Origin of the sequence: Cytobacillus sp. FSL R5-0377, assembly GCF_038004385.1 — a bacterium.
In the GTDB taxonomy this organism is placed as follows: domain Bacteria; phylum Bacillota; class Bacilli; order Bacillales; family Cytobacillaceae; genus Cytobacillus.
Map to the genome: position 1 here is coordinate 119,544 of NZ_JBBORA010000001.1, position 26,756 is coordinate 146,299.

Genomic DNA, 26,756 nt, shown 5'->3' on the forward strand with positions numbered 1-26,756 from the left:
GGGAGTCTTTTTTCATAATCCCTTAAAAACAGGAAATAATAAAGATAACGATAACTAGGGGGATTTTGGAATGGAAGAAAAGAAGGTACATTTGACATCAGGTGAAATGGCCGTTTTATGGACGGGATACCAGAATGATAGCATGTCACTGCCTCTTCTGGAGTATTTTGTTAAGACCGTAGAGGATGATGAAATTAAACCTGTAATCGAATTCGCCCGTCAATTATCAGAAGGGCACATCAAGTTCTTGACTGCATTTTTCCAGAATGAAAAGTTTCCGATCCCTGCAGGCTTTTCATCTAAGGATGTTAACCTCAATGCCCAAAAATTATACACGGATCCATTTATGCTGGAATTTATTATACTGATGGCCAAATCCGGTCTGGTTGCGTATGGCAGCTCCTTGGGCATGTGTACCAGGAAAGATATACGAGCCTTCTTTATTAATTGCATCGATCAAACTATGGAATTATATGAAAAAGTAACGGATATCGCCTTAGAGAAGGGAATTTATCTCAGAAGGCCGTTCATAGATCTTCCGCCGGAACCGGACATGATTGATGATAAAAGTTATTTAAGCGGATTAAATCCATTAAAGAAGCCGAGGCCATTAAATGCCATTGAGATTGCACATTTATCCTTTAATCTTGAAACCAACATGGTTGGTACTATGCTTGCTCTCAGCTTTTCACAGGCTGCCAAATCAAAAGAGATTATCAGGTACATGGAACGGGGGAAGGACATTTCCAAAAAACATGTGAAGATTCTTAGTGCGACATTACTTGACAATGATATACAAGCCCCTAATTCCGCTGATTATGCTGTTAAGGGCAGCGGCGAAGCACCATTCACCGAACGGCTGATGATGCAGCTAATGGCTTTTCTGACTACATTGGGATTAGGGAACTATGCAGCAGCAGCTTCCGCAAGCCAAAGGAGTGATTTAATTCTGAATTATGAACGTCTTTCCCTTGAGATTGCCCAGTTTGCCAAGGACGGAGCAGACCTTATGATCAAGCACAAATGGCTGGAACAGCCGCCAGGATCACCGAACCGGAAGGTCTTAGCCAAAAAGCAAAGTTAGAACCAGGGGAATAAGAGTCTCCTGGTTCTTTTCATACGCCAATCCTATTTCCAGAATTTCCACCATTTTTTTTCAGTTTCCTGTGCAGCGGCTGCGTTTCGGAAGGAAACAATCATGTCCTGAAAAACGTCTTCCCGCTGCTTTACCTCATGCCAATATTGCTCCCGCTCTTTATTAATGGTTTCGATATAAATTTCCCTGTCTGTATTTAACGTTTCGATCAGTGAGCTGATTTCGGTGCTGGTCACCTCGGCAGAAGAGGAGATGTAATGGATCATGGTTTTGAATTCTTCAGAAGATGCTTCCGAGGATTCGGTCAGTTTATTTGTCAGTTGATGAATTTGATCGGAAGTGCGTTTCGAACTCTTCGCAACCCTCTTAGAAAGAGTTCCGACCGCTTCGGAAGTTTCTTCCGAAGTCAGCTCAATCTTCGCTGTCAGTGACTCGATTTCCGCTTTTGTTTTTTCGCCGGATTTATAAATTGAATCCGACAGGCTTTTAACAGTATGCAAAGACCCTTTGCTAATCTCTTTTTTCACTTCATCCAAAACCTCCTTTCGAACGCCGCTGCGAATTTCATTTCTGATATCTGTAAGTAAACTGTCCTTGAAGTTTTCCATCAAAGCCATGAACTGTTCTGCATCCATAACTGAATCAGGCTCTTTATGTATGGCTGTTTCCTGTTCTACTGCCGCCAAAGCGTTTTCATTTGACGATGAATCCGTTTCAGGAGCATATTCCATATGTTTTTGCATTAATTCCCGGATCATTTCCTTGCTCAGATTTTTATCGCGCATTTGCTTCACTTTATCTAGCAAGGCAATTTCATGGTCTGTATAAAAACGGGCTCCTTGTTTGGAACGGGGAATCAGCAAAAGTCCATTTAAATCCTTTTCCCATTGCCTTAAGGTCCCGGGTGGCACATTCAGCATTTTTGAAACCTCTTTTATTGTATAAGCTTTCATATATTGCGTATCCATTTAACTCAGCCCTTTCCAAAATAGATTCTGAATCATTCGGAATCGGGTTCCGAATCAATTTCCACTTAACCTATTCAGCATGATATCCCTCTTTTTCCTGCCGCATGACAAAAGCTATCAAAACAAGACGATATTCATCAGAAAAAAGCAAAAAACAGCGATTTTGACAAATATTCTAAAAAAAATTGCCAATCATCAGCGTATTTGTAATATCCGGGCGTGTATGGCACAATGGTACCGGAGTTAGCAAACTAGAATATTATATAACAGCGAAATGATGAGGGAGCATGATCAATTGGGTAATAGAATTCTCGCCATGTCTTTAGCAGCCGGGGTTGGATTATCTCTGACTGTGGGAAGCATAAAGATAGGGAGCCATGAACATTCAAAACACAAAGAAATTTACTATGCAGCTGTTCCGCATGGGGAGGCAAAGCATGAACCGCCTGTTAAGCAGGAGGTCCAGAAGAAATCGGTGCTTCTGGATGTGCCATTGTATAACCAAATGGATCATCCGCGATTATATAATGGTTGTGAGATTACCAGTTTAGCAATGATATTAAGCTATGAAGGCATGAAAGTATCAAAGAATGATTTGGCACAGGAAATTAACCGTGTGCCTCTGAGGTATAGCGGAGGGGAATACGGAAACCCCAATGCCGGATTTGTCGGCAATATGGAGGATGGTCCGGGACTGGGCGTTTATGAGGGGCCGATTTTCGAACTCGCCAAAAAGTATTTCCCTGATCGTACTGAGAATCTGACTGGCAAGCCGTTTGATGTGCTGCTTGATAAAATTGCAGAAGGGTCGCCGGTCTGGATTATTACGACGGCAAGCCTTTCTCCCGCAGCATCCTTTGAAACCTGGAATACACCAGGCGGACCTGTAGAAGTATCGTTCCAGATGCATAGTGTGGCGATAACCGGATATGATGAGGAAAATATCTATGTTAACGATCCATATGGCACAAAAAATAAAAAGGTGCCAAAACAGCAGTTTATAGAAGCCTGGGAGCTAATGGGGTCACAGGCTATAGTAATTAACTAACATAATAGCAAAAGAAGGGGCTGCAGCTGCAGTCCCTTCTTTATTCGCTTGAGGTTCCCAATCTCTTAAACTTCAAAAACAGCCATTTTAAAAACGGCGGCACCACAAAAAAGATAAAGAATAAGCGAAAAAGCTGATATCCTGTTACGATGGCCAGGTCTGCACCGGTTTCATGGGCCATGATAGCCATTTGGTCCATCCCTCCCGGCGCAAGGCTCAGTAATCCGGTAGCAGGGGAAATGTGAAAAGCGTGCATAACCCAAAAACTAAGCAGAACCGAACACACCATTAGAATCAGACCGCTTAAGGCAGCAAGTGAAATCGTTTTAACCTTATGATCCAGTTTTTCAGGCCTCATCATCATGCCGATATGTGCTCCAATTAATAGCTGTGATAGGTCCAGAACAGAGGAAGGAAGCTCGGGCCCATTAATGCCGGAAATAACAAGGGCAGCTGTTCCCATAATCGGACCGAGAAGGGGTGCGGTAGGGAGCTTTAGTCGTTTGCTAAGGATAATGCCGGCAAAGGAAGCCAGTGCGAAGAGAAAAATATCAGGGAATAAATCTCCCCATAATGGTTCTGCAGCTATATAACCAGATCCTCCTGTAATGTTCATCCAAGGTCCGAAAACCAAAGCAGGGACAGTGAAAATAATTATGAACAGCCTTGCAACCTGCATAAAGGTAACCACAGTGATATCGATTCCTTTGACTTCCTCTGCCAGAAGGATCATTTGTGAAAGACCTCCGGGAATACTGCCAATCAGAACTGTTGGATAATCGATGCCCATTAATCTGGAAATGAGAAGTGCAGAGAGGGCACAGAAGAGAATAAGGCAAATCGTTATTAGCATAATAAAAGGCAGCTTCTTAAGAATTAACAGGACCGCATCCTGTGTAAAGGAAAGGCCAATGCTGTAGCCGACAATGATGATTCCGGCATCGCGAAATGCGGCTGGCCAGTAAAAGGGAATTCTGCTAAGCCGGCTTCCAATCATTACAGCAGTCAAGGCACCAAGTAAAAAGGCGACCGGAACATTCAATAAAGAAAATAAGCCTGCACCTGCAGCGGCAGCACAAAAGGTGATAAAAATATTTTTTTTCACGCAAAAACCTTCTTTTCTTTTGATTACCTAAAGATATTTATACCATATGTTAACAATCAATGAATTACAAGTTTTATGTAATGATATATTTTCATACATTTATAAAAAAGGCGGGCTTTCTAAAAGGGGGACTAACCATGCCGGAAAAATTAAGCCATCTGGTTTTCATTTTATCTTTTGTATGCCTCGGTTTATTTTTGCTGCTGGGTTTTTCGCCTCTGTATGATCTTTATCTGAACAAAATCGGCCATCGGCCATTTTCTGTCCTTCTACTGCTGACAGTTCTTGTCTTCGTCGTAAGCATCAATGTCTTAAAGAAAGTCCAAAATTGGCAGGCGGGCTTTCATGTCCTATTTTCCATTATCCTCACGCTTTTTCTTTCATCGGTCCTCGCGATCATTGTTTTCTTTGGAGGCCAATTCAGATAAAAGGAAAGAGCCTGCACCATAATTGGTACAAGCTGGATCATTTACTGGATTGGCATCCAGTTTACTTTCCATATTCCATCGCTGTTCCTGCTTAGTCCGAATCCAAAGATAAAGTCTGTTCTTCTGGTATAGAAGCTGACTGGTTGATCCCATTGGGATAAGCATTTAGATCAGGAAATGGCTTTTCGACATGCGGGTCATGGTTAAACAGGACATATTGAGTATAAAAGTCCTTAACTTCCTCCGCAAACAGATATAGCTGGAATACTTCTGCCGGCCTTAAACCCTTTAGGATCTCATCTGTTCGTTTTAAAGATAATTCTTTATATACATGATTTAATGGCTCTGGAAGGATGATTTTCATTGCTTAGGGACAGCTTGAATGGACGAGCCTCATTATGCAGTTCTTCATGCATAACCACCTCAACATCTTCTGCCTGATGGACAGTACCTTCTGCAGCACGATATTTGTTAATAATTAACGAAACCTTTTCATCTTCAATCGGCATATTTACGCTATTTTCCAGCTTTTCAAACACACAGTAATATAAGTATCCTGTGTCAGATCGCTTGCAGTATTCCAGTCTTTCACATAGCTGTATATTAATCGTTTCAGAACGGTGCCATACTCATCCATAAACATCTCAAGAACGAGAGCACGGTCCGCTTGATCCGTTATTGACCGTTATATATACTCTTCAATGCTCACATGTTTGCCTCCCAGCTTAAATGCCAGCCTGCCGATACCGGCTGACTTTTATTTGACTGACAGTTAGACGACAGATAGAAGCAAATCGCTTCATTTTTTTGGCATGTATTAAGAGTATACACAAAAAGCGCAAACCATTTGGTCTGCGCTAAATTATTTATTTGTTTTTTTCCTAATTAAATAAAACCACATCGATGCATAGGTTGCGAACAGAAGGAGCAAAAATAAGAAAACAGACAAATCGTTCTGAATAATCATTCCAGTACACCTCGCTTTATGTATGCATTTATTTTAGGCTGTCCAATGGAACAGGGAATAATAAATAGAATACCACCGCAGCAGGCAGGGAAATCAGCATGGCAACCGCCGGTCTTCGATAGTGGATTCGCAATACAGCAAATAAAGCGATATTCAGCCAAATATTATGCCAGCTGTTCCAGCCGTTATCGTACACATACATTCCTTTGTGGGCAAACAGTGATTGAATAATCGTAAAAAAGCCAATCCATACAGCAGAGTATATGTATCCCTGTTTTTTATATTCAGGGTAGCGCTGCAGATAAATGATCAGAGCCATAGGTGTAATAAAAAAAGTGAAGGCTAAGTTAATAATTGAATGATTCAGCCATTCCGCCGTAATGCCTCTAAAAGCCCATAGTGTATGATTAAAATAGAGCATATTGTAGGTCAGGTTGATTGCAATAAAAAATAAAACAGTCGGATATTGCTTTCTCCACTGCGACCAGTCAATAAAGCGGTAAGCGAACAAAATCCATACGATCATCACAAGTGCGAGATACATAGTAACATCACCTTTAATATTTAATACATACAGGTATTTCCATTTTCCTTAAAAGTATTCATCTGGAATGCGCCTTCTTTGAAGGAAAGCCGGCTTACCTATATAATGGCTTTATTGTGTTAATAGAAGAAAGGAAGAGGATTATGAAAGATTCTAAAATTCCACCGCAAATTAAATTAATCGCCCTTGATATGGATGGAACATTACTGAATTCCAAAGGAGAAATTCCTGAAGAGAACCGTGCAGCTATAAAAGAGGCAAAGGAGAAAGGCATCGAAGTTATTTTGAGCACTGGCAGATCCAGATTAACGGCAGGCGATCATGCTGATTCTCTTGAATTAAATTCTTATTTGATCACGGTAAATGGCAGCGAAATATTTGGACCTGATGGTGAATCCATTTTAAGAGCTCCAGTGGATTCTAAAGTAATGGAATGGATGTGGAATCTGTCTCAGACACACAAGACCAATTTCTGGGCAACCAGCTGTGAACGGGTGTGGATGAACGAAATGCCGGAAAATATCCATGACCATGAATGGCTTAAATTTGGGTTTGATATTTCAGATGATGCGATCAGGGAACTGATCCATAAGGAACTTCGATCAAAGGGCGATCTCGAAATTACCAACTCAAGCTTAACCAATATTGAAGTCAATGCTTTAGGCATCAACAAAGCCATAGGAATCCTCAAAGTAACCGAACTCCTTGGTATTTCAATGGAAAATGTAATGGCCATGGGAGACAGCTTGAACGATATTGCCATGATTGAGGAATCAGGCTGGGGAGTAGCGATGGGAAATGCACAGGACATTGTTAAAGAAACAGCCGATGCTGTAACAGGAACGAATGATGAAGCCGGCGTTGCACTGGCCATCCGTAAATGGGCTCTTTAATCTGAACGAAACACCGGCTATCCTGCCGGTGTTTCGTTTGTTTTATTATTGCGGATGGTTTCCTGTACTTCGACTTCCACATTTCCTTTAATGGCCCTTGAGATCATACAGGATGCTTCCGCTTTTTGCGCCAGCTTCTTAGCAAGTGTATAGTCCTTTCCATCGGCGTCTGCCTTCAGCACGATAACTGGACGATGAATAATCTTTTTGTACGTAATCACACCTTTTGTGACATCCACAATTCCGACTGACTCCATCGTGAGGTCCTCTTTATCGAGCCGGCTGCGTTCCATCATGGCTGCAAGGGTAATAATATAACAAGCAGCCGCCGCCCCAAGCAGCATTTCATCCGGATTCGTTCCGATTCCGGGACCGTCCATTTCCGGTGGAATGGATACCTTTGTTCTCAAGCCGCCTGTTTCTATTTCCCCCACATCATTGCGAAGACCAGGCCAATGTGCTTTCAAGTAAAAATGGTGTTCAGCCATATCTGAATCCTCCAAGCTATGTATTCTTACTTACACCTTAAAGAGGAAGCGGCAGAATTGCAAGCTTTACAGATTTCACGATTCAGGCTAAGATAAAAACAGCCAACTTAATAGTTTTACTGCTAGGGGTGCCCGATGCTCGCGGGCTGAGAAAGAAACCGGACTGTTTTTTACCCTTCGGACCTGATCTGGATTATACCAGCGTAGGAAAGTAGTAATTGCGGAGAACCAAATGACTCTCTACAGATTATTCAGCCAGGTCCATATATGGGATCTGGCTTTTTGTGTTCCCTTAAGAAACTATTAAGCAGCATTTGCAGAGGAGGAATAGATGTGAACATTCAAGAAATTACCAGCCTATTGGAGAAAGTAAGAGAGATAAATCCATTAGTACATAATATCACCAATGTAGTAGTAACCAATTTCACTGCCAATGGCCTGCTGGCTATTGGAGCATCACCTGTCATGGCCTATGCGCATGAAGAGGCGGGTGATATGGCTAAAATCGCCGGGGCACTGGTTCTGAATATGGGAACACTGTCTGAAAAAGAAGTGAAAAGTATGCTTATCGCAGGAAAATCAGCCAATCAGCATGGGGTGCCGGTTATTTTTGATCCTGTTGGCGCCGGCGCCACTGCCTACCGCACAGAAACTGCCAATCGAATAATGAAAGAATTAGATATTAGCATCATAAGAGGCAATGCGGCAGAAATCGCCAATGCCGCAGGACAGCAATGGAATATTAAGGGCGTCGATGCAGGAGAAGCAGAAGGAAACACATTAGAGCTTGCCAAATCTGCAGCAAATAAACTTGGTTCAGTCACCGTCATAACAGGCAAACAGGACATTGTTACAGATGGACATACTACATTTACCATCCGCAATGGACATTCCCTATTAACGAAGGTAACGGGTGCCGGATGTCTTTTGACTTCTGTCGTAGGAGCTTTCGCAGCAGTTGAAAAAGATCCTGTAATAGCGGCAGCTGCTGCTCTGGTCGTATATGGCTCTGCCGCCGAAATCGCAGCAGAAAAAACAGATGGCAGGGGCCCGGGCACTTTCCAGATAGAGTTTTTGAACAGCTTATATAATATTTCAGCTGAAGATGTTGAAATGCGCGGTTCAATTGAAAAAACGGAAGGATAGGAGGCAATACATATGAAAGTGAACAAAGCATTAACTATAGCGGGATCAGACAGCGGAGGAGGTGCAGGTATTCAGGCAGACTTAAAAACCTTTCAGGAACTGGGTGTATTCGGCATGTCAGCTTTAACTGCCGTAACCGCCCAAAACACCAGAGGAGTACAGGGAGTTTTTCCAATGACCGCAGATGCGGTTGCATCCCAAATACAATCCATAGGAGAAGATTTAAGTCCGGATGCAGTCAAAACTGGAATGCTGTTCAGTGCTGAGATCATTGAAACTGTTTCAAAGGAGATGGCAAATTACGGCTGGAAAAATATCGTCATTGATCCTGTGATGATTGCTAAGGGCGGAGCAAGCCTTCTTCAGACTGAAGCTATTTTAGCAATGAAAAAGCATTTGATTCCGCTTTCCATGGTGATTACACCCAATATTCCAGAAGCAGAGGTATTAACGGATACTATCATCCGGTCTATGGATGATAAAAAGAAGGCTGCTTATGAATTGCACAGGCTTGGAGCAAGACATGTCATCATAAAGGGCGGCCATGAGGAGGGAAAAATGGCTGCGGATCTATTATTTGATGGAGAATGTTTTACCGAATTCAAGAGTAATAGAATCGAAACAGTGAACACGCACGGCACAGGCTGCACTTTTTCGGCTGCCATCACAGCTGGCCTCGCTGACGGCCTATCTGTACCCCTGGCTGCAGATCGCGCTAAGCAATTTATCCAGGCAGCAATTGAAAATGACTTAAAAATTGGCAGCGGCCATGGGCCAACCAATCATTGGGCCTTTAATGCCAAGAAAAAGGAGAGCCTCATACATGGAAGTCAATACTAAACAAATGAGAGACTGGCTAAAGGTATATTTCATCATGGGAAGCGTTAATTGCCATCAAGATCCTGAAGAAATTCTCCGATCAGCGATTCAAGGGGGCATCACCCTGTTTCAATTCCGTGAAAAAGGAGCAGGATGCCTGCATGGCAATGAGAAGGAACGCCTTGCAAAAAAACTTCAGGCAATCTGCAGAGAGAGCAGTATTCCTTTTATTGTTAATGACGATATCGAATTGGCTATTCGCCTAAATGCAGATGGTGTCCATATTGGCCAGGAGGATGAACCGGCAGATGTGGTCCGCAGGATAATTGGCAGCAAAATTCTTGGTGTCTCCGTTCATAATATGATGGAAGCAGAAGCAGCGATCAGGCAGGGGGCCGACTACCTAGGCATTGGCCCTATTTATCCGACAAGCACAAAGAAGGATGCCAAAGCTGTGCAGGGGCTTACGTTTTTAAAAGAATTGAGATCTGCTTCCATCGAGATTCCTGTGGTGGGTATCGGGGGAATAAATGCTAAAAATACACCTCCGATAATGGATGCTGGCGCAGACGGCGTTTCAGTCATTACGGCAATCAGCCTAGCGGAATCCCCGGAAAAATCAGCAGGAGAGCTCAAAGAAGCCGTACAGAAAAGTGTTCAATAATATGGGCTTTATTTGTAAGCCGCCCTGCTCATCAAGCACCGGAGTCTTCTAGTTAGAAAAATTTTTATTGTCTTATTGGCCAAAAGGCATAGAGGCAAAGATGTGCAAATTCAGAATTAATGGCAGTAAGTTTGTTATATTTATCACACCGCTTTCTTTAGACTATTTTAGCTGGCTTTAGCAAGATTAATGAAGCAGGGAATTGCGTTGATTTCATGCAAAGAAGATCAGCCAATATCCAGGAACTATTAGTATTGCCGGCTGCCCTTCAAACATCAGTGCTTTAACAGTGCAGAACATGACGGTCCATGGTAATGTTGTACTCAGGTATATTTTTTACATAAGGAGATTTATAAGCAATGAAACTTGTATCATGGAATGTGAATGGCATTAGAGCCTGTGTGAAAAAGGGCTTCATCGATTACTTTAAAGAGGTGGATGCAGACATCTTTTGCATCCAGGAGTCCAAATTGCAGGAAGGACAGATTGAGCTCATCTTGGAAGGCTATCATCAATATTGGAATTATGCACTGAAAAAAGGGTATTCCGGGACAGCCGTATTTACGAAAAAAGAACCGATATCAGTCCGATATGGATTGGGCAATGACGATACAGAACCAGAAGGCAGAATTCTCACACTGGAGTATGAAGAGTTTTACCTCGTGAATGTGTATACGCCGAATTCTCAGCGGGACCTGGCCCGTCTGCCATACCGGCTTAACTGGGAAGAGCGGATTCTGGAGCATTTACTGGAGCTGGATGCGATGAAACCCGTGATCATGACCGGCGACCTAAACGTGGCACATTCTGAACGGGATCTAAAGAATGCAAAATCAAATCGCGGGAATTCCGGGTTTACCGATGAAGAACGTGATAGAATGTCCAGATTGCTTGGTTCTGGGTTTGTGGATGCCTTCCGCTATAAATACCCGGAAGCCGAGGGAGCCTATACATGGTGGTCGTATATGGCAAAAGTAAGAGAGCGGAATATCGGCTGGCGCATTGATTATTTTATTGTGTCGGAAAAGCTTCAGGAAAAAATAATAGATTCACAAATTCATTGTGACATTATGGGCAGCGACCATTGTCCGATCGCACTTGAACTTAATATATAGAATGGAACCTCTGCTGTTGTGCAGGGGTTTTGTTTTTGAAAAACGGGCAATAATTGAATTAAGATTATCTAAAGGAATGGTTATATGAACAAAACAGAAATGCTGAAGCTTTTTGTTCTTATTGAAAGAGTGTATCCGCCTTTCCGGATCAAAAATGAAATTGTTCATCGTTATTTTGATCACTGTCTGGAATTCGATTATGACACAGCCTTCAACAGCATAAAAGAGCATATCAGGAGTAGCCCTTATCCTCCGCCAATCAGTCAAATCAGCGGCTTAGCTGATCTGGCAGACTGCCGGCATTGGGAAAAAGAATATGTCCTTGCAGATCATTTGAACTGATTTGGATGGAAAATGATCATATAATCTGTTATAATGCCTGTAAATCTAATATAAAAGGTTTTCTAGGGTTCCGCAGCAGAAGCTGGGCTGGTCCGAGAGAAAACTCATAGCTATTATTGCTATGCCACGGAGGGATAAAAGCCTGGGAGATACTGATTATCAGATATCTTCCGGGTTTTTTCTTTTTCCAGGAGAGATTATTTGTTGAAGGGGCTGATTTCATGCAGTGGCTGAAGGTTTTTATTGCTGCATTTTTTGAAGTTTTCTGGGTCATTGGCTTAAAACATGCAGATGATCCATTAACATGGGCAGGGACCATCATCAGCATAACCGTTAGTTTTTATCTGATGATCATGGCGGGAAGGGTGCTGCCAGTGGGAACTGTTTATGCCGTCTTTGTTGGCATGGGCACCGCCGGGACAGTTCTATCTGAAATTATATTCTTCGGCGAACCGCTGAAATTTTCTAAGATCATTCTAGTTCTTGTTTTACTAATAGGAGTCCTCGGTTTAAAGCTGGTGACAAACGAGGACGAATCAAAAGGAGCTGAAAGTTCATGAGCTGGGTGTACCTGATACTTGCCGGGTTATTTGAAATGACCGGTGTCACGATGATAAACAGCTGGCACCAGAAACGCAACTGGCAATCATTTCTCCTACTGGCTGGCGGGTTTGGCGCAAGCTTTCTGTTCCTGTCTCTGGCTATGAAAGAGCTTCCGATGGGCACAGCGTATGCGGTTTGGACCGGAATCGGCGCCGCAGGTGGAGCGATTCTTGGCATGATCCTGTACGGAGAACCGAAGGATGCCAAACGGATATTTTTTATTGCGATGGTATTAAGTGCAGCCATTGGGCTTAAACTTGTTTCTTAGAAGATTATTGGTGAAATGGTGCCATGCGGCTTTCATGACTACGAAAAGGCAGGGGCATATTCAAAAACGGGCGCCATGGAGGCTTTATGACGACGAAAAGGCTATGACACATGCTAAAACGGGCGCCATGGGGCTTTATGACTACGAAAAGGCTGTGACACATGCAAAAACAGGCGCCATAGAGCCTTTATGGCTACCATAAGGCTGTGACACATGCAAAATCGGGCGCCATAGAGCCTTAATGACGACCATAAGGCTGTGACACATGCAAAAACGGACGCCATAGGGCTTTCATGACGACGAAAAGGCTACGACACATGCAAAAACAGGCGCCATGGGCTTTCATGCTACCAAAAGGCTGTGACACATGCTAAAACAGGCGCCATAGAGCTTTCATGATGACCAAAATCCTGTGTTCCTCTCAATAACGGGCGCCATAGAGATTTTATGATAACCATAAGGCTGTGACACATGCAAAATCGGGCGCCATAGAGATTTTATGACGACCAAAAGGTTGTGACACATGCAAAAACGGACGCCATAGAGCCTTTATGACGACCAAAAGGCTTTGACACATGCAAAAACGGGCGCCATAGAGCTTTTATACAGACCCAAAGGCTGTGACACATGCAAAAACAGGTGCCATACGGCTTCCATGACCGCAAAAAACCCTGGTTTAATACTCCTTCCGCAAAGACAAACAGCAAATAAAACTGTTTGTTTTTCTTTCTATGCCTTACAATAGATCTTGAATTCTAAATATTGCGAAGGTAAATCCATGGATACAAAATTAATATTAATCGAGGGTCTGCCTGGTTCAGGCAAATCCACTACGGCAGCACTGGCCTATGAGGTGCTTCGGCAACAAGGGATCGATGCAGAAGTATATTTCGAAGGGGATCTAAGCCACCCGGCAGATTTTGAAAGTGTCGCTTATTTAACTAATGAAGAGTGGCAGCATTTATTAGAGGAATTTTATACTTTCAGAGAGCTAATTTTACAGAAAAGCATTTTAGAAGATGATGGCTTTTTGCTGCCTTATAAGAAGCTTGGGTCTAATATGCCGGATTCATTTTATGACAGAGTATTTAAACATGATATCTATGAGCTTCCGCTGGACCAAAATATGAAACTCATCACTCAAAAGTGGGCAAGTTTTGCCAGGCATGCTGAAAGCAGCAATAAAGTCCATATTTTTGAATGCTGTTTTATCCAGAATCCGGTTACGGTCGGAATGATTAAGTATGGGGCTCCTAAATCAAAGATACAGGATTATGTTTTAGCGCTGGAAAGTTCGGTGAAAAAGCTTAATCCATTACTAATTTATATCAATCAGGATGACTTAGACTACTCGTTTAATAGAGCAATAAAAGAGCGGCCGAAAAGCTGGTCAGAGGGTTTTATGCATTATTATACCCAGCAGGGATATGGATTGAAGAATAATCTGAGCGGGGAAGAAGGCACTATTAAGGTTCTTAAAGCAAGGAGACAGGCAGAAGAAGAAATCCTCAATAGCCTGTCTATCCAAAAGGCCGTACTCAATAACTCTGGATATGATAAATCTTCCCATAGAGCTGCATTAGAGAAGTTACTCATAAACTGCCAAGAAAGGAATCCATGAAAATGACACATCAGAAAGCTTGTCCTTTTTGCAGCCCTCACACGGATCCACACCAGAATATCATTTTTGAAAATCGCACCTGTTATTTCCTTCAGCACGATAAAGAGCAGGACGTTTTGGAGGGATGTGGGGTCATTGTGCCAAAGGCTCATCATTCAGATGCCTTTCACCTAACTGCAGAAGAGTGGAAAGATACATATGCGCTTCTCCAAAAAGCGAAGCATTATTTGGATAAAAAGTTTTCACCGGATGGATACACCCTTGGATGGAATGTCGGTGAAGCTTCAAATCAAACTATTCTTCACAGCCATCTGCACATCATTCCCAGATATAATGATGAACCATATGCAGGAAAAGGGCTCAGGCATTGGCTGAAGCAGCCTGATAATAAAAGGGGAGTAGTGAACAAATAAAAAACACACAGCGCGACTGTGTGTTTTTTAAGTTATTGTATTTTTGGCGGATTGCTCTTGACCTCAAGGACATCCAGAAGAAATACAAATACCGGAATACCGACGATAAGGCCCCAAACACCGAAGAAATGCTCTGAGAAAATCAGAACGATGAACGTATAAAATACAGGCAAATCCGTTTTGGAAGACATAAGCTTCGGGTTTAAAATATAGGCTTCTATCGCATGGATCACCATTATCAACAGAAGGATATAAAACACCTGGATAAAGCCGCCGAGAGAATAAGCGATTGTACACAAAGGAACCAGGGAAATAATCACGCCTGCCACCGGGATTAGACCAAGCAGGAAGATAAGTATAGACAAGCCCATCAGGTGTGGGAAGTCCATGATCCATAGGGCAAGTGTAGTCAAGATGCAATTTACTGTGGCTATGACCACCTGTGCTTCAATTACTTTTCCAAATGTTTGCACAAACTTACCGCCAAAATAGGAAATCTCATTATAAAATGCAGCCATTTTGCTGTGTTTGAACTTTAAAGTAAACTCTGTCAATTTAGGCTTTTCAAGCAGGAAGAACAAACTAAGGATCAGGGACAGCAATACTTGAATCGCAATATGGCTAATATCGGAGAAATATTGAAGCAGGAAAGCAAAGCCCTGTTCGAGATACTTTGTAATTTCATTTGTTTCGAGCATTTGCACAATGTATGTGATGACAATATTGTCATGCTTCTGAGTATAAAAGCTCTCAACCTGCTTAAACAGCTGTGAAATTTCAGATATTATTAAAGGAAGGTACTTAATTATCCCGATGGATAACAGGCCGATAATGCCTATATAAAGGATTACAACTGTCAGTTTTCTATTCAGTTTAAATCTCGATAGGACCAGTTTCACGAGCCTATCCATCAAGAAAGAAAAAATAAAAGTAATCAGGATTAAATTAATCATGCTCCTCGACAAATAAAGAGCCAGAACTATAATTCCAAAAATGACGAAGCGTTTAAAGCCATTATTATTAAGTAGTGATTTAATCGTTTCCAATCTCATTCCTCCACACTTTAGTAAGATTCTTCAAGGTTTCATTAAATGCGGAGATAATTACTCTGAAACATGTAAGGGGTCATGTATTCATTGCTTCTCTCGAATGCAATCGATTTTAGATTCTGAAAATACATGCGACGTTCTTTAAATTTAGTTGTTTTTGCGGTTGTTTTGACTGCAGTTATCAGTGTGCTGCAAAAAGCAGGGTTTTTTAGGGCTGGTGAATCAATGACAATGGCATCTCTTCCCGGGTCATTGAAATTAATCGGCTCCTGGCTTTGCTGCACTGCCGGAATCAAACCGGATAATAGCAGAAAAATGCTGATAAATATTTGAGCCACCTTGTTCATCCTCTTATTATCAATATATTTATTATTTTATAATACTTTTACACTTAATTATATATCTATTTACATTTAAAACAAAAAATTCAGCCCAGAGAAAGGATGAAAGTATTTGAATAGGAAATATGCCCTCATTACCGGCTGTTCCAGCGGGTTTGGAATATTAATGGCCATTGAGCTTGCAAAAAATGATTTTCACGTTCTTGCAACCATGAGGAATTTGGATAAACGCCAAATCTTATTGGAGAAAGCTGATAAAGAGGGAGTGCTTAAGCAGATTTTCATTCACGAATTAGATGTCACTTCATCAGCTTCTATTGAAAATTTAAAAAGCCAGCTGCTTCAATTGCCTTCTATAGATGTTTTAATAAATAATGCAGGCTACGCAGGTGCAGGATTTGCAGAAGAAATTACACTGGATGAGTATAGAGCGCAATTTGAAACAAACGTCTTCGGAACGATTGCTGTGACCCAGGCAGTTCTGCCATTCATGCGGGAACAGGGAGCGGGAACCATCATTAACATCAGCTCCATCAGCGGAAGAATAGGTTTTCCGGGCTTATCGCCATATGCAGCCTCAAAGTTTGCGTTAGAAGGCTGGAGTGAATCTCTTAGGCTTGAAGTCAAGCCGTTTGGAGTAAATGTGGTGCTCATTGAGCCGGGATCTTTCAAAACAGGCATTTGGACAACTGGGAAGAAGATAGCGGAGCCATCATTAAAGAAAGACTCGCCATATTATACCTATATGACAAAAATACAGCGGTACCTTGATCAAGGGGAGCCATCATATGAAGATCCGATAATCGTTGCAAAAAAAGCAGTGGACATTATTAGGGAAAGAGAACCCAGACTCAGATACCCCGTCGGAAACGGTGTCGGAACAAGAATTCGCCTGAAACATCTTCTAAGCTGGAAAAATTGGGAGAAAATCATAATGAAAACACTTTATAAAGACTGAGTACTAAACAAATAACCAGTAATGATTAACCCAACGATAAAAAAAGCAAAAGTTCCGGCTAAAAAGGGATTAAGATTAATGAAGAAATTTGCTCTTTCTTCTGTATTCATATGTGTCGCCATGTTTATTTTTGATTTGGCAATTACATTATTTGTCCAGGCATCGCCATGAGAAAATGAAAATAAGCTCAATGCAAATAGGAGAAAACTGCTGTAGGCTAGGGTATCAAGCAGAGGAAAATTAAGTAAAAATGACACGGCGGCTGCTAAAATGGTTTCTAAAATAAAAAATAATATGGCCCAAATCCAAAACTTCCTGTGCATGAGCATAGAAGAACCCCCTCGATTCGTATTTCATTTTATACGTGATATAGGAAAAAATGTTTCAAAATTTTCCTTTTTTTCTTCTTTTTTCTTAAGTCCCCAATCTCTGATTAATTTTCTTGCATCTAGAGAAAATAAGAAAACTAATCTTTGATCGTCTGGGGGAGTTGGAATGAAAAAGGGAATGAAAAAATATACTATCTCACTGATATCATTCATAGCCCTGCTGCTTGTCTGGAACCAGACGGAAGCTGAAGTATCCGGACCGCCAACCATCCATCTGCGCCTGATGGAAACCACTGATCTCCATGGAAACATGATTGGTTATGATTACGAAGACCGCAGGAAAACAGTAGAATTTGGGCTTTCCAGAACAGCCAGCCTGATCAAACAGGCAAGAAATGAGTCTCCTAACTCCCTTTTATTCGATAACGGGGACATTCTGGAAGGCAATGGGCTTGATGAATATGCCTATAGAAGCCATCCACTGGACCTGGCGAATGTCCATCCTGTTTTTAAGGCTATGAATACACTTCTTTATGATGCTGCAACAGTGGGAAATCATGAATTTAATTACGGAATCGATTTTATGGAAGAAAGCCTGAGAGGAGCTAACTTTCCTTATGTGAATGCCAATATCTATGTAGAAGACAGCAACCAGCTTGAGGAGGATGACCTCAATTATTTTAACCCCTACACCATCATAGAGAAGGAAGTAACAGATACATCCGGAGAAAAGCACAAATTGAATGTCGGAGTTATTGGCTTTATTACACCGATTGTTGCTGAGTGGAATAGGGAGTATTTTCGCGGGAACCTAAAAGTAAAAAATATTAAAGAAACAGCCGAGCACTTTATCCCCATTATGAAAAGCAAAGGTGCGGATATCATTGTTGCCCTTGCACACACCGGCCTGCAATCCGATAAAGGGCTGAAGGAGAAAAAAGGCAATTCAGTTCAGGCACTCAGTAAAGTTAAAGGAATAGATGCCATTTTATTCGGACACAGCCACTCTGTTTTTCCTGTTAAAGAAGAGCTGCAGGAGGTGCCGGGAATCGATTTGAAGACCGGAACAATAAATGGAACAGCTGCTGTTCAAGCTGGCTACTGGGGCAATCATCTCGGTCTCATCGATTTAAAATTAGTCTCTGAGGAAGGAGAATGGAAAGTAAAAAGCAGTCTTTCCTCTATAAGGCCTGTATTCAGGACAATCAAAAACAAAAAGAAGGAAGTCATCCCGGCTGATCCGTTGATAGAGCAGATTATGAAAAAAGATCATCAGGAAGCACTGGATTTTTTAAAACACAAAAAATAAAAGGCGCCCAATGGACGCCTTTTTCCTATAAAATCGAGAACTCGTCATTTTTTAAATCAGTAATAAACATATGTCCCGGTGCATGTGTAATCATAATCTCCGGCTTCACATGCATGGCAACTGCCTGGGGAGTTACGCCGCAGGCCCAAAAGACCGGCACCTCTCCATCTTTAATCGTCACGGCATCGCCAAAATCCGGCTTATGTATGTTACTAATTCCGATTGCTTCGGGGTTTCCAATATGGACAGGAGCCCCATGGACAGAAGGGAAGCGGCTAGTCACCTGTACTGCCCGAATAGCTTCCTTCTCTGTCATCGGCCGCATACTGACAACCATTGGCCCTTCAAACCGGCCAGCCTTAACACACTGAATATTGGTTTTGAACATCGGAACATTCCGATTTTCCTCAATATGGCGGATAGGGATGTTATTTTTCAGCAATGCTTCTTCAAATGTAAAGCTGCATCCAATCAGAAATGCCACCATATCATCATTCCAATAAGAATTGATGTCTGTTTGCTCTTCAGTTAACACTCCGTTTTTATATACCCTGTACTTTGGGAGATCAGTTCTGATATCAGCATTAGGTGCAGAGAGCAGAGGAACAGGAGAACCAGGTTCTGTCACATCAATAATCGGGCAGGATTTCGGATTCCTTTGACTGAAAAGGAGAAACTCAAAAGCCAATTCCTTTGGCAGTATGGCAAGGTTAGCCTGGATGAAGCCGTTTGCCATACCAGCTGTCGGCTTATCCCATGCCTTGCTTCGGATCAATTGCCGTGCCTCATCAGGATTAAATTGAGAAGGGGAGTTCATATAAATATCTCCTTTCATACTTATTTAAACAGCTCAGGGATTCCATTAATTAACGAGTAACCACCCATGTAAGCCATGGCAATAACAATTATGACTCCGAAAATCGTCATCCAGAGCGGATGTTTATAATCGCCGACAATTTTGGTTTTATGAGCCGCAATCAGCATAACCCCTAAAGCAATTGGCAGGATAAGACCGTTTAACGAACCAACTAAAACCAGAATTTTGACCGGTTTTCCAATTAAGACAAAGACAAAAGTAGAAATGGCGATAAAACCGACAATCACCCATTTATGATATTTCTCGACGTTAGTGCTCAATGTCCGAATGAATGAGACTGAAGTATAAGCTGCACCGACAACTGAAGTTATGGCAGCTGCCCACATAACGACCCCAAATATCTTATACCCAATATTGCCCGCAGCAAGCTGGAAGACAGAAGCAGGAGGGTTGGATGGATCGAGTGCCAGCCCTTGTGAAATAACGCCCAGCGCGGCAAGGAAGAGGAAGATTCGCATGATAGAAGCGATCCCGATTGCACTTACAGAGCTCTTTGTGACTTCCGGAAGGGCCGCTTTCCCTTTAACACCCGCATCAATTAAGCGGTGGCCGCCGGCAAAAGTAATATAACCGCCGACTGTACCCCCGACAAGTGTGATGATGGCAAGGATATCAATTTTATCCGGAACAAACGTTTTGACTACAGCTTCACCAACAGGAGGCTGTGCTGTAAACATGACATAAAGAGTTAACCCGATCATGACAAATCCTAAAATCTGTGTGAAACGGTCCATTAATCTGCCAGCTTCTTTTACAAGAAAAATGCCAATTGCCAGAATTCCGCTTAAAAGGGCGCCTAATTCAGGCGAAATGCCGAAAATAACATTGGTACCTAACCCGGCACCGGCAATATTTCCGATATTAAAAGCCAGTCCGCCCATGACAATGAGGGCAGCAAGAAAATACCCCAGACCTGGAAGTACATCATTGGCAATATCCTGTGCGCGTTTTTCAGATACAGCGATGATTCGCCAGATATTCATCTGTGCACCAATATCAATAATAATAGAAATTAAAATGACAAACCCGAAGCTCGCAAGCAGGGTTTCTGTAAATACAGTCGTCTGAGTCAGGAAGCCCGGGCCAATGGCTGACGTAGCCATTAAGAAGGCGGCGCCAAGCAATAGACTGGCATTAGATTGCTTTTTCATTCGTTTTCCCCCAATATTTCAATTTGTCTACTTAGTTTATAGTGCAATAAGGCCTGATGGGTGCTATTTATGCTGGCGGGTAGGTTATGAATGGTAATAGTCTGCTTGATGCAATTCCGCCATGAACGGTACTATTCGGCTCGATTAAAGCCATTCGCGCTGACCATACCGCCACAAACGGCACTTTTCGGCTCGATTAAGGCCGTTCGGGCTGACCATACCGCCACAAACGGCATCAATCCGCTCCCTTATGTGCCGTTCAAGCTATCTAACTAACCAAATAAAGTCCATTCACGCTCGGCAAGTCACCAATTCTTCATAAAACTAATTTCATTTCAAAAACTCACTAATTTTCGCCACCTGGATTCCCGCTTCACTAAGTGCCTTCGGAATATATTGGGCAAACTCCAGAGCGCTTTCCCCGTCACCGTGGATACAGATCGTATTGGCCTCGATAGAAACATCGGTGCCCTGTACACAGTGAACTTTTCCTTCTTTAACCATGCGGATTACCTGTTGAGCAGCAGCGCTGTGATCGGTAATAAGGGCATTGCTTTCCCGTCTGGAAGTCAGCGTTCCGTCCTCCTGGTAAGTTCGGTCTGAAAATACTTCATTGGCAGAACGGAGGCCGATTTTCCTGCCGGCTTTAACCAATTCGCCACCAGAGAGACCGAATAGAATGAGTTCCGGATCCACTTTGTATACTGCTTCTGCGATTGCTTCCGATAACGGCGCGCTTTTTGAGGCCATGTTGAACAATGCTCCATGCGGTTTTACATGCTGAAGCCTGCCGCCTTCTGATTTAACAAATGCATATAAAGCGCCAATTTGGTAGACCACCAGGTCATAGGCTTCCTGAGGGGTAATATTCATATCCCTGCGGCCGAACCCGTGTAAATCCTGAAGTCCGGGATGGACACCCAGGCCGACATTTTTCTCAAGCGCCATCCTGACTGTTTTTCGCATTGTCGCCGGGTCGCCAGCATGGAAGCCGCAGGCAATATTGGCTGAGGTAATGTGGTCCAGGATTTCCTCATCGCGACCCATCCTGTAAGAACCAAAGCTTTCTCCCATATCACAGTTAATGTCTACAATGTGCATGTTAATTTCCTCCTCTGATTTTTAATAATATTCCTTGTTTTAATTCCTTCAATTCTATTTCTCTCTTAATTAGCAGCTGCTGAGCCTGTTCACTTGTTATTTCTGTAAATTGCAAAGCATCTCCGGGTTTCGCCTGCGCGAGAAGGGGGAGGTCAACCGCAGCAACCTGCCCAATTTTCGGGTAGCCGCCGGTTGTTTGCCTGTCAGCCAGCAGGACAATCGGATTTCCGTCTGGAGGAACCTGAATGGACCCAAAATTGACAGCCTCAGATATTTGTTCAGCATGCTCTGACAGTGCAAGTGAAAGACCCTTCAATCTATATCCCATCCTGTCCGATTGTGCCGTCACTTCAAAAACATCATTAAACAGCTGGATCCTGCTTTCATGGGAAAATAATTCAAATTGCCGTCCTCTGGTGATTCTGATTTCCGGATTCCCCACATATTCCGGAATGAGTTTTGAGGAAATGCCCCAATCGTTTTCAACGAAATTTTTATCAAGGAGCTGTTTTGACAAGTATCCCGTCATTTTCAAAGACAGAAGAGAAGGTTTGCCTGTTTCCAGCACATCTCCAGACTTTAATGCTCTTCCTTTAAATCCGCCAAGACCCGCACGCAGATAAGTAGATTTACTGTTCATTATTTCTGGTACGGCAAAGCCGCCGGCTGCAGCCAAATAGGCTCTGCATCCTTTTTTGCAGCCCCCGAATTTAAGTTCACTGCCTTTTTTCACAAAAACGGACCGCCATGTCCGAATAGGCTGGCCATTGATCGAAGGGGAAAGGTCTCCGCCGCAGATTGAAATTAATGTATCTTCCTCAAATGCCAGGACAGGACCCATCATCGTTATTTCCATTGTAGGCTCATTTTCTTCGTTGCCGGCCAGCAGATTGGCCATTCGATGTGAAAAAGGATCCATGGCCCCGCTGGCTATGATGCCAAACTTCTGATAGCCGGTTCTCCCAAGATCCTGAATGCTTGAAAGGAGTCCAGGCTTTAGCACTTTAATCATTGCTCCGTCTCCTCCCAATGATGGTATTCTTCCAGACTGATTGGCCTGAATTTAATTTTATCTCCAGCTTTTAAAAGGGTGGGGGATTCATCCATTGGACGAAACAGTTTTACAGGAGTACGCCCGATCAGCTGCCAGCCTCCTGGCGTCTCAATGGGGTAGATCCCAGTCTGCATCCCGGCAATTCCCACTGTTCGCTCAGGTATTTTCAAACGGGGGGTATCCCGTCGGGGTGCGGCAATTTGCTCTGACATCCCGCCGATAAAAGGGAAGCCTGGCGCAAAGCCAATCATATAGACCAGGTAACTGCCTGAAGAGTGAATGTTTATTACTTCATCAGGGGTAAGGCCGTTATGTTCGGCAACATAGTCAAGATCCGGCCCGAATTCTCCTTCATAGCAAACCGGGATTTCGACAATCCTTGCTTCCATTGGCTTTTTTTCTCCCAGTTCTTCCATTAGCGGTTTTATGAGAGAACATATGAAATCAAATGGAAGCTGGCCGCCGGAAAGCTGATATATCTCATATGGATTGTAAAAAATGGTGACTGTGGTATAAGCGGGGATGTATTCTATCATCCAATCTGGAGGATGTTTCTCGAGAAAGGATGTCAGTGTCTGCACTTTTTGATGTGCATCCTCACTGATTTCATTCCCAAGTTCAATAAGAACTGCATTATCTCCTAAAGGATGTACAGTGTATTCCATATTTTCACCGGCTTTCGCTTCAAATATAGTGAGCTGAAGATTCAAAAAAATTATTCAGTAATAATAAATATCCATTTCCAAAGAGACAAAATACACACTTTATTTCTTCCTAAAATAAGGAAAGTCTAGGTTTAATAAGGTTAGAAGGAAAAGGATTATTAGTAGATTTATATATTTATGCAACTTCTTCAGCTAAAGAATATAATATCATATAATAGACTGAAAATTCTATGTGTGCAAATTATTCTGCCGGAAATTGACCCAGATTCTTCAAAGTTTATATCGTCCGCTAATATGGGAATAAAGAAGGATATTATGAATTAGGGAGAGATCACCATGGGAGCAGAACCGGAAATGAACTTATCTGAAAGATTTGAGGCTGCCTTTAACCGAATTCACAAAGCCTTGAAACAATCTGCTAAACAAGCCAGAACAGATAAATTTTATAAACTGATAGAAATACAGAAAAACCATTCGCTGATTCGATTATATGAGGATGATTTACATCAGTTTGCCAAGCTGAGGAATGCTATTGTCCATGAAAAAATTGATCTGGATTATTATATTGCGGAACCTCACCTGGAAACGGTGGAAAAAATCGAACGGATTGCCGGCCATTTTGAAAAGCCCAAAACGGCGATTTCCATAGCTGCGACACCTGTATTTTATTTTTATGAAGATGGAAAGCTTTCAGATGTACTGGCCATAATCAATAAATTCTCTCATTCGCAGTTTCCCATCTACTCAAGGGAAGAGGAATATTCCTGGCTGCTAACCTCAGCAGATATTGTCAAATGGATGGCAGAGCATTTTACTGAAGAGACGATCCAGCTGAAAAAAGTGAAAATCAAAGAGCTCTTCAACAAAAAATCCAAGCATCAAATCGCATTTGCCGGCACGAATACTTCAATATTTGATTTAGAGGATATGTTTGAGGAATCCAGAAATAAAAATGAAAAGCTTGAGGGAATCATTGTTACTGATACTGGAAAGCCGACTGAAAAACCAAAAGGCTTTATTACAGCCTGGGACCTGCTGGAGGCCGATTCAGAAAATTAATACGAAAAAAAGGTGCAGGCAATAGCTGCACCTTTTTTTACAGGTTCCGATTATTGCAGCAATCCCAAACGCATAAGAGTGGACCTGTCCTGAATATGGATCCCTGAAGTCCTTCTTGCAAATGTCCCTTTTTTCGCAATGCCAAAGGAATAGCGTGATGACGATGTAAATCTGATCATGCTTCAATCCCTCCTTATGAAATGGCGATGCATTATTACTTTTCCACGATTTTGAATAATAAAACTTTTTGTTTGAACACAAGTAATACCTTCTAAAACCTTGAAAAAGATGATAATATAAACTGATAGTTCAATAGAAAATCCGTGTAAACGGTAGAGGTTCTAGCTACCCTCTTTAAAAAACTAAGGAAAACAGGTCTGCTTTCTTAGTGGTCCTGTTTTTCTATTTAAAGGAGAATTTTAATATGAAAAATGATAAAGCACTCGTTGTATTCAGCGGCGGACAAGATAGTACTACCTGCTTATTCTGGGCAAAAGAACGTTTTGCCGAGGTGGAAGCAGTTACTTTTAATTATAATCAGCGGCACAAGCTTGAAATTGATTGTGCCCGCCAAATAGCAGAAGATTTGGGAATCAGGCATCATATCCTTGATATGTCCTTATTGAATCAGCTTGCACCAAACGCTCTGACCCGTGATGACATAGAAGTAAAGGATGGAGAGGAAGGCGGGCTTCCATCGACATTTGTGCCTGGAAGAAACCTTTTATTCATGTCCTTTGCCGGTGTGCTTGCCAGTCAGATCGATGCCAAGCATATTGTTACCGGGGTGTGTGAGACAGATTTCAGCGGCTACCCTGATTGCAGAGATATTTTTATCAAATCACTGAATGTCACACTGAATCTCTCGATGGATGGGCAGTTTGTGATTCATACACCTTTAATGTGGCTCAATAAAGCGGAGACATGGAAATTGGCAGATGACTTGGATGCTCTTGATTATGTGCGCAACAGCACACTGACATGCTATAACGGCATTCCTGCCGATGGCTGCGGTGAGTGTCCTGCCTGCCATTTAAGACAAAAGGGCCTTGAAGAATACCTCAGCGAAAAGGGGGGGCTTTAAGCCATGTATGGATTTAGGATTGTTGATAAACTCCAGAAGATTAATGAAGACATTAAACCGGATCAGTTGAAATACCATCACAAGCGTGTAATGGTCAGCAAGGAATTCACGTTTGATTCAGCCCATCATCTGCATTGCTATGAAGGTAAGTGCAAAAACCTGCATGGACACACCTATAAGGTGATTTTCGGCTTAAGCGGGTTTGTGGATAACAGAGGGTTAATGATCGATTTCGGGGATATAAAAGAAATCTGGAAAAAAGAGATTGAGATTTTTCTCGATCACAAGTACCTGAATGAAACGCTGCCACCTATGAATACGACAGCCGAGAATATGGTTGTGTGGATTTATGAAAAAATGGCGGAAAGCCTGCAAAACAGAAAAGAGCAATATGACGGGGCCAGAGTAGAATTTGTGCGCCTTTTTGAAACTCCTACAAGCTATGCGGAAGCCAGAAGGGAGTGGATGGAGGTTGAGTAAGATACCAGTACTGGAAATATTTGGTCCGACCATTCAGGGTGAAGGCATGGTCATCGGCCAAAAGACTATGTTTGTCCGCACTGCAGGCTGTGATTATTCCTGCAGCTGGTGTGATTCCTCTTTTACCTGGGATGGAAGTGCGAAAGACAGCATCCGTCAAATGGACCCGGATGAAATTTGGAAAGAGCTTAAAGAACTGGGAGGAGACGGGTTTTCATTCGTAACCATTTCAGGCGGCAATCCCGCTCTTCTTAAAAATTTGGGTAAGTTCATTTCTCTTCTTAAAGCTGAACAAATTAAGCTCTGCCTGGAAACACAGGGAAGCCGCTGGCAGGATTGGTTTTATGATATTGATGAACTCACACTCTCCCCAAAGCCGCCAAGTTCAGGCATGAATACGGACTTCGATGTGCTCGATCTGATCGTGAACAAACTGCAGGGCAGCAGAAGGGAAGAACAGCAGTTTTCACTTAAGATTGTTGTTTTTAATGATGAGGATTATGAATATGCCAAAAATGTTTATCAGCGCTATCCAGGAGTTCCGTTTTATCTGCAGGTGGGAAATGATGACACCGTAACAGCAGACGACCGGAATTTACTGCAAAGACTGCTTGATAAATATGATTGGCTTATCGAAAAAACGATTCAGGACAATGAGCTGAAAGATGTTAAAGTGCTTCCGCAGCTGCATACCTATGTATGGGGGAATAAGCGGGGAGTATAGCATCCGAAAATCCCGCATTCAAGGTGCGGGGTTATTTTTGTTTTTGA

Annotated in this window: 35 protein-coding genes and 3 riboswitches; of the genes, 20 read left to right on the plus strand and 15 right to left on the minus strand. The window is 42.4% G+C overall.

The genetic code is table 11. The features are described 5' to 3' along the window. Positions 1 to 70: 70 nt before the first annotated feature. Positions 71 to 1,084, plus strand: coding sequence for a DUF3231 family protein (locus NSQ49_RS00570; protein ID WP_159866587.1), 1,014 nt, complete (start codon positions 71 to 73; stop codon positions 1,082 to 1,084). A 44-nt stretch (positions 1,085 to 1,128) separates the two neighbouring features. Here the strand turns inward: NSQ49_RS00570 and NSQ49_RS00575 are convergent, their stop codons facing one another. Then, positions 1,129 to 2,064, minus strand: coding sequence for a MerR family transcriptional regulator (locus tag NSQ49_RS00575; protein WP_341070279.1), 936 nt, complete (start codon positions 2,062 to 2,064; stop codon positions 1,129 to 1,131). A 295-nt stretch (positions 2,065 to 2,359) separates the two neighbouring features. Between NSQ49_RS00575 and NSQ49_RS00580 the strand changes: the two genes are divergently transcribed. Next, positions 2,360 to 3,112 carry a C39 family peptidase gene (locus tag NSQ49_RS00580; RefSeq protein ID WP_159866594.1) on the plus strand — a complete coding sequence of 251 codons (753 nt, stop codon included), beginning with the start codon at positions 2,360 to 2,362 and terminating at the stop codon, positions 3,110 to 3,112. A gap of 40 nt (positions 3,113 to 3,152) precedes the next feature. On the opposite strand, the gene NSQ49_RS00585 is transcribed toward NSQ49_RS00580, so the two are convergent. Next, the gene (locus tag NSQ49_RS00585; protein WP_251283005.1) at positions 3,153 to 4,217 is read right to left on the minus strand and encodes an AbrB family transcriptional regulator; all 1,065 of its coding nucleotides are present in this window, start codon (positions 4,215 to 4,217) and stop codon (positions 3,153 to 3,155) included. A gap of 137 nt (positions 4,218 to 4,354) precedes the next feature. On the opposite strand from NSQ49_RS00585, the gene NSQ49_RS00590 reads away from it, so the two are divergent. Further along, positions 4,355 to 4,645: a hypothetical protein gene (locus tag NSQ49_RS00590; RefSeq protein ID WP_159866600.1), complete on the plus strand. Its 291-nt coding sequence runs from the start codon at positions 4,355 to 4,357 to the stop codon at positions 4,643 to 4,645. A gap of 91 nt (positions 4,646 to 4,736) precedes the next feature. Here the strand turns inward: NSQ49_RS00590 and NSQ49_RS00595 are convergent, their stop codons facing one another. The 3 genes from NSQ49_RS00595 to NSQ49_RS00605 form a co-directional block, all read right to left on the minus strand. After that, entirely contained in the window at positions 4,737 to 5,009 is a 273-nt protein-coding gene (locus tag NSQ49_RS00595; RefSeq protein ID WP_159866603.1) for a hypothetical protein, read from the minus strand. Next, entirely contained in the window at positions 4,969 to 5,184 is a 216-nt protein-coding gene (locus NSQ49_RS00600) for a hypothetical protein (RefSeq protein WP_159866606.1), read from the minus strand. Before NSQ49_RS00600 ends, NSQ49_RS00595 begins: the two co-directional genes overlap by 41 nt. Before the next feature lie 456 nt (positions 5,185 to 5,640). Further along, positions 5,641 to 6,156: a CBO0543 family protein gene (locus tag NSQ49_RS00605; protein WP_341070280.1), complete on the minus strand. Its 516-nt coding sequence runs from the start codon at positions 6,154 to 6,156 to the stop codon at positions 5,641 to 5,643. A 143-nt stretch (positions 6,157 to 6,299) separates the two neighbouring features. Here NSQ49_RS00605 and NSQ49_RS00610 point away from each other — a divergent pair, with 143 nt between their 5' ends. Beyond that, on the plus strand, positions 6,300 to 7,049 hold the full coding sequence (locus NSQ49_RS00610; protein ID WP_159866612.1) for a Cof-type HAD-IIB family hydrolase: 750 nt from the start codon (positions 6,300 to 6,302) through the stop codon (positions 7,047 to 7,049). 17 nt (positions 7,050 to 7,066) lie between these two features. On the opposite strand, the gene NSQ49_RS00615 is transcribed toward NSQ49_RS00610, so the two are convergent. After that, entirely contained in the window at positions 7,067 to 7,537 is a 471-nt protein-coding gene (locus tag NSQ49_RS00615) for an OsmC family protein (RefSeq protein ID WP_251283007.1), read from the minus strand. A gap of 114 nt (positions 7,538 to 7,651) precedes the next feature. Then, positions 7,652 to 7,764: riboswitch (TPP riboswitch) on the plus strand. Between the two features lie 106 nt (positions 7,765 to 7,870). Between NSQ49_RS00615 and thiM the strand changes: the two genes are divergently transcribed. From thiM to NSQ49_RS00665, 10 genes are all read left to right on the plus strand, one after another. Next, the gene (gene thiM, locus NSQ49_RS00620; protein ID WP_251283008.1) at positions 7,871 to 8,683 is read left to right on the plus strand and encodes a hydroxyethylthiazole kinase; all 813 of its coding nucleotides are present in this window, start codon (positions 7,871 to 7,873) and stop codon (positions 8,681 to 8,683) included. A gap of 12 nt (positions 8,684 to 8,695) precedes the next feature. Beyond that, a complete protein-coding gene (gene thiD / locus NSQ49_RS00625; RefSeq protein ID WP_159866621.1) occupies positions 8,696 to 9,523 on the plus strand; it encodes a bifunctional hydroxymethylpyrimidine kinase/phosphomethylpyrimidine kinase in 828 nt (275 codons plus the stop codon). Then, positions 9,507 to 10,166 (plus strand): thiamine phosphate synthase, encoded by a 660-nt coding sequence (thiE, locus tag NSQ49_RS00630; RefSeq protein WP_251283009.1) that lies wholly within the window; start codon positions 9,507 to 9,509, stop codon positions 10,164 to 10,166. The genes thiD and thiE overlap by 17 nt, the downstream gene beginning before the upstream one ends. A gap of 359 nt (positions 10,167 to 10,525) precedes the next feature. Continuing rightward, positions 10,526 to 11,281, plus strand: coding sequence for an exodeoxyribonuclease III (locus NSQ49_RS00635; protein ID WP_159866627.1), 756 nt, complete (start codon positions 10,526 to 10,528; stop codon positions 11,279 to 11,281). A gap of 84 nt (positions 11,282 to 11,365) precedes the next feature. Beyond that, complete coding sequence (locus NSQ49_RS00640) at positions 11,366 to 11,623, plus strand: hypothetical protein (RefSeq protein WP_159866630.1); 258 nt, start codon at positions 11,366 to 11,368, stop codon at positions 11,621 to 11,623. 51 nt (positions 11,624 to 11,674) lie between these two features. Further along, positions 11,675 to 11,774, plus strand: a riboswitch (guanidine-I (ykkC/yxkD leader). A gap of 70 nt (positions 11,775 to 11,844) precedes the next feature. Continuing rightward, positions 11,845 to 12,183 (plus strand): DMT family transporter, encoded by a 339-nt coding sequence (locus NSQ49_RS00645; RefSeq protein WP_159866633.1) that lies wholly within the window; start codon positions 11,845 to 11,847, stop codon positions 12,181 to 12,183. Further along, positions 12,180 to 12,494 carry a DMT family transporter gene (locus NSQ49_RS00650; RefSeq protein WP_251283010.1) on the plus strand — a complete coding sequence of 105 codons (315 nt, stop codon included), beginning with the start codon at positions 12,180 to 12,182 and terminating at the stop codon, positions 12,492 to 12,494. The genes NSQ49_RS00645 and NSQ49_RS00650 overlap by 4 nt, the downstream gene beginning before the upstream one ends. Before the next feature lie 34 nt (positions 12,495 to 12,528). Next, entirely contained in the window at positions 12,529 to 12,696 is a 168-nt protein-coding gene (locus tag NSQ49_RS00655; RefSeq protein WP_251283011.1) for a hypothetical protein, read from the plus strand. Positions 12,697 to 13,272: 576 nt separating this feature from the next. After that, positions 13,273 to 14,115 carry a hypothetical protein gene (locus NSQ49_RS00660; RefSeq protein ID WP_251283012.1) on the plus strand — a complete coding sequence of 281 codons (843 nt, stop codon included), beginning with the start codon at positions 13,273 to 13,275 and terminating at the stop codon, positions 14,113 to 14,115. A 2-nt stretch (positions 14,116 to 14,117) separates the two neighbouring features. Further along, a complete protein-coding gene (locus tag NSQ49_RS00665; RefSeq protein ID WP_251283013.1) occupies positions 14,118 to 14,528 on the plus strand; it encodes an HIT family protein in 411 nt (136 codons plus the stop codon). A 32-nt stretch (positions 14,529 to 14,560) separates the two neighbouring features. Here the strand turns inward: NSQ49_RS00665 and NSQ49_RS00670 are convergent, their stop codons facing one another. Beyond that, complete coding sequence (locus tag NSQ49_RS00670; protein ID WP_159871843.1) at positions 14,561 to 15,574, minus strand: AI-2E family transporter; 1,014 nt, start codon at positions 15,572 to 15,574, stop codon at positions 14,561 to 14,563. A 41-nt stretch (positions 15,575 to 15,615) separates the two neighbouring features. Next, the gene (locus tag NSQ49_RS00675; protein ID WP_236566351.1) at positions 15,616 to 15,924 is read right to left on the minus strand and encodes a hypothetical protein; all 309 of its coding nucleotides are present in this window, start codon (positions 15,922 to 15,924) and stop codon (positions 15,616 to 15,618) included. Positions 15,925 to 16,030: 106 nt separating this feature from the next. On the opposite strand from NSQ49_RS00675, the gene NSQ49_RS00680 reads away from it, so the two are divergent. Continuing rightward, complete coding sequence (locus NSQ49_RS00680; protein ID WP_159871849.1) at positions 16,031 to 16,876, plus strand: SDR family oxidoreductase; 846 nt, start codon at positions 16,031 to 16,033, stop codon at positions 16,874 to 16,876. On the opposite strand, the gene NSQ49_RS00685 is transcribed toward NSQ49_RS00680, so the two are convergent. Next, the gene (locus NSQ49_RS00685; RefSeq protein WP_251283014.1) at positions 16,864 to 17,199 is read right to left on the minus strand and encodes a hypothetical protein; all 336 of its coding nucleotides are present in this window, start codon (positions 17,197 to 17,199) and stop codon (positions 16,864 to 16,866) included. The genes NSQ49_RS00680 and NSQ49_RS00685 overlap by 13 nt on opposite strands. 172 nt (positions 17,200 to 17,371) lie before the next feature. Between NSQ49_RS00685 and NSQ49_RS00690 the strand changes: the two genes are divergently transcribed. Next, positions 17,372 to 18,514 carry a metallophosphoesterase gene (locus NSQ49_RS00690; protein ID WP_251283015.1) on the plus strand — a complete coding sequence of 381 codons (1,143 nt, stop codon included), beginning with the start codon at positions 17,372 to 17,374 and terminating at the stop codon, positions 18,512 to 18,514. Positions 18,515 to 18,539: 25 nt separating this feature from the next. Here NSQ49_RS00690 and NSQ49_RS00695 read toward each other — a convergent pair whose 3' ends face one another. From NSQ49_RS00695 to pxpB, 5 genes are all read right to left on the minus strand, one after another. After that, positions 18,540 to 19,331 (minus strand): putative hydro-lyase, encoded by a 792-nt coding sequence (locus tag NSQ49_RS00695; RefSeq protein WP_251283016.1) that lies wholly within the window; start codon positions 19,329 to 19,331, stop codon positions 18,540 to 18,542. A gap of 20 nt (positions 19,332 to 19,351) precedes the next feature. Then, a complete protein-coding gene (locus NSQ49_RS00700) occupies positions 19,352 to 20,542 on the minus strand; it encodes an NRAMP family divalent metal transporter (protein WP_159871858.1) in 1,191 nt (396 codons plus the stop codon). Between the two features lie 330 nt (positions 20,543 to 20,872). Beyond that, the gene (locus NSQ49_RS00705) at positions 20,873 to 21,643 is read right to left on the minus strand and encodes a LamB/YcsF family protein (protein ID WP_159871861.1); all 771 of its coding nucleotides are present in this window, start codon (positions 21,641 to 21,643) and stop codon (positions 20,873 to 20,875) included. A 1-nt stretch (position 21,644) separates the two neighbouring features. Continuing rightward, on the minus strand, positions 21,645 to 22,655 hold the full coding sequence (locus NSQ49_RS00710; RefSeq protein ID WP_159871864.1) for a 5-oxoprolinase subunit C family protein: 1,011 nt from the start codon (positions 22,653 to 22,655) through the stop codon (positions 21,645 to 21,647). Continuing rightward, positions 22,652 to 23,362 (minus strand): 5-oxoprolinase subunit PxpB, encoded by a 711-nt coding sequence (gene pxpB, locus NSQ49_RS00715; RefSeq protein WP_159871867.1) that lies wholly within the window; start codon positions 23,360 to 23,362, stop codon positions 22,652 to 22,654. Before pxpB ends, NSQ49_RS00710 begins: the two co-directional genes overlap by 4 nt. A gap of 336 nt (positions 23,363 to 23,698) precedes the next feature. Between pxpB and NSQ49_RS00720 the strand changes: the two genes are divergently transcribed. Further along, a complete protein-coding gene (locus NSQ49_RS00720; protein ID WP_251283018.1) occupies positions 23,699 to 24,421 on the plus strand; it encodes a hypothetical protein in 723 nt (240 codons plus the stop codon). Positions 24,422 to 24,471: 50 nt separating this feature from the next. Here the strand turns inward: NSQ49_RS00720 and NSQ49_RS00725 are convergent, their stop codons facing one another. After that, a complete protein-coding gene (locus tag NSQ49_RS00725) occupies positions 24,472 to 24,600 on the minus strand; it encodes a hypothetical protein (RefSeq protein ID WP_268891676.1) in 129 nt (42 codons plus the stop codon). 150 nt (positions 24,601 to 24,750) lie between these two features. Continuing rightward, a riboswitch (PreQ1 riboswitch) is annotated at positions 24,751 to 24,793 on the plus strand. 52 nt (positions 24,794 to 24,845) lie between these two features. Between NSQ49_RS00725 and queC the strand changes: the two genes are divergently transcribed. Genes queC through queE form a run of 3 tightly spaced genes read left to right on the plus strand, consistent with a single transcriptional unit; the run spans position 24,846 to position 26,709 of the window. Next, a complete protein-coding gene (queC, locus tag NSQ49_RS00730) occupies positions 24,846 to 25,505 on the plus strand; it encodes a 7-cyano-7-deazaguanine synthase QueC (protein ID WP_159868192.1) in 660 nt (219 codons plus the stop codon). A 3-nt stretch (positions 25,506 to 25,508) separates the two neighbouring features. Next, complete coding sequence (gene queD, locus NSQ49_RS00735) at positions 25,509 to 25,985, plus strand: 6-carboxytetrahydropterin synthase QueD (RefSeq protein ID WP_159868195.1); 477 nt, start codon at positions 25,509 to 25,511, stop codon at positions 25,983 to 25,985. Continuing rightward, complete coding sequence (gene queE, locus NSQ49_RS00740; protein ID WP_159868198.1) at positions 25,978 to 26,709, plus strand: 7-carboxy-7-deazaguanine synthase QueE; 732 nt, start codon at positions 25,978 to 25,980, stop codon at positions 26,707 to 26,709. Before queD ends, queE begins: the two co-directional genes overlap by 8 nt. The last annotated feature ends 47 nt before the right edge of the window (positions 26,710 to 26,756 follow it).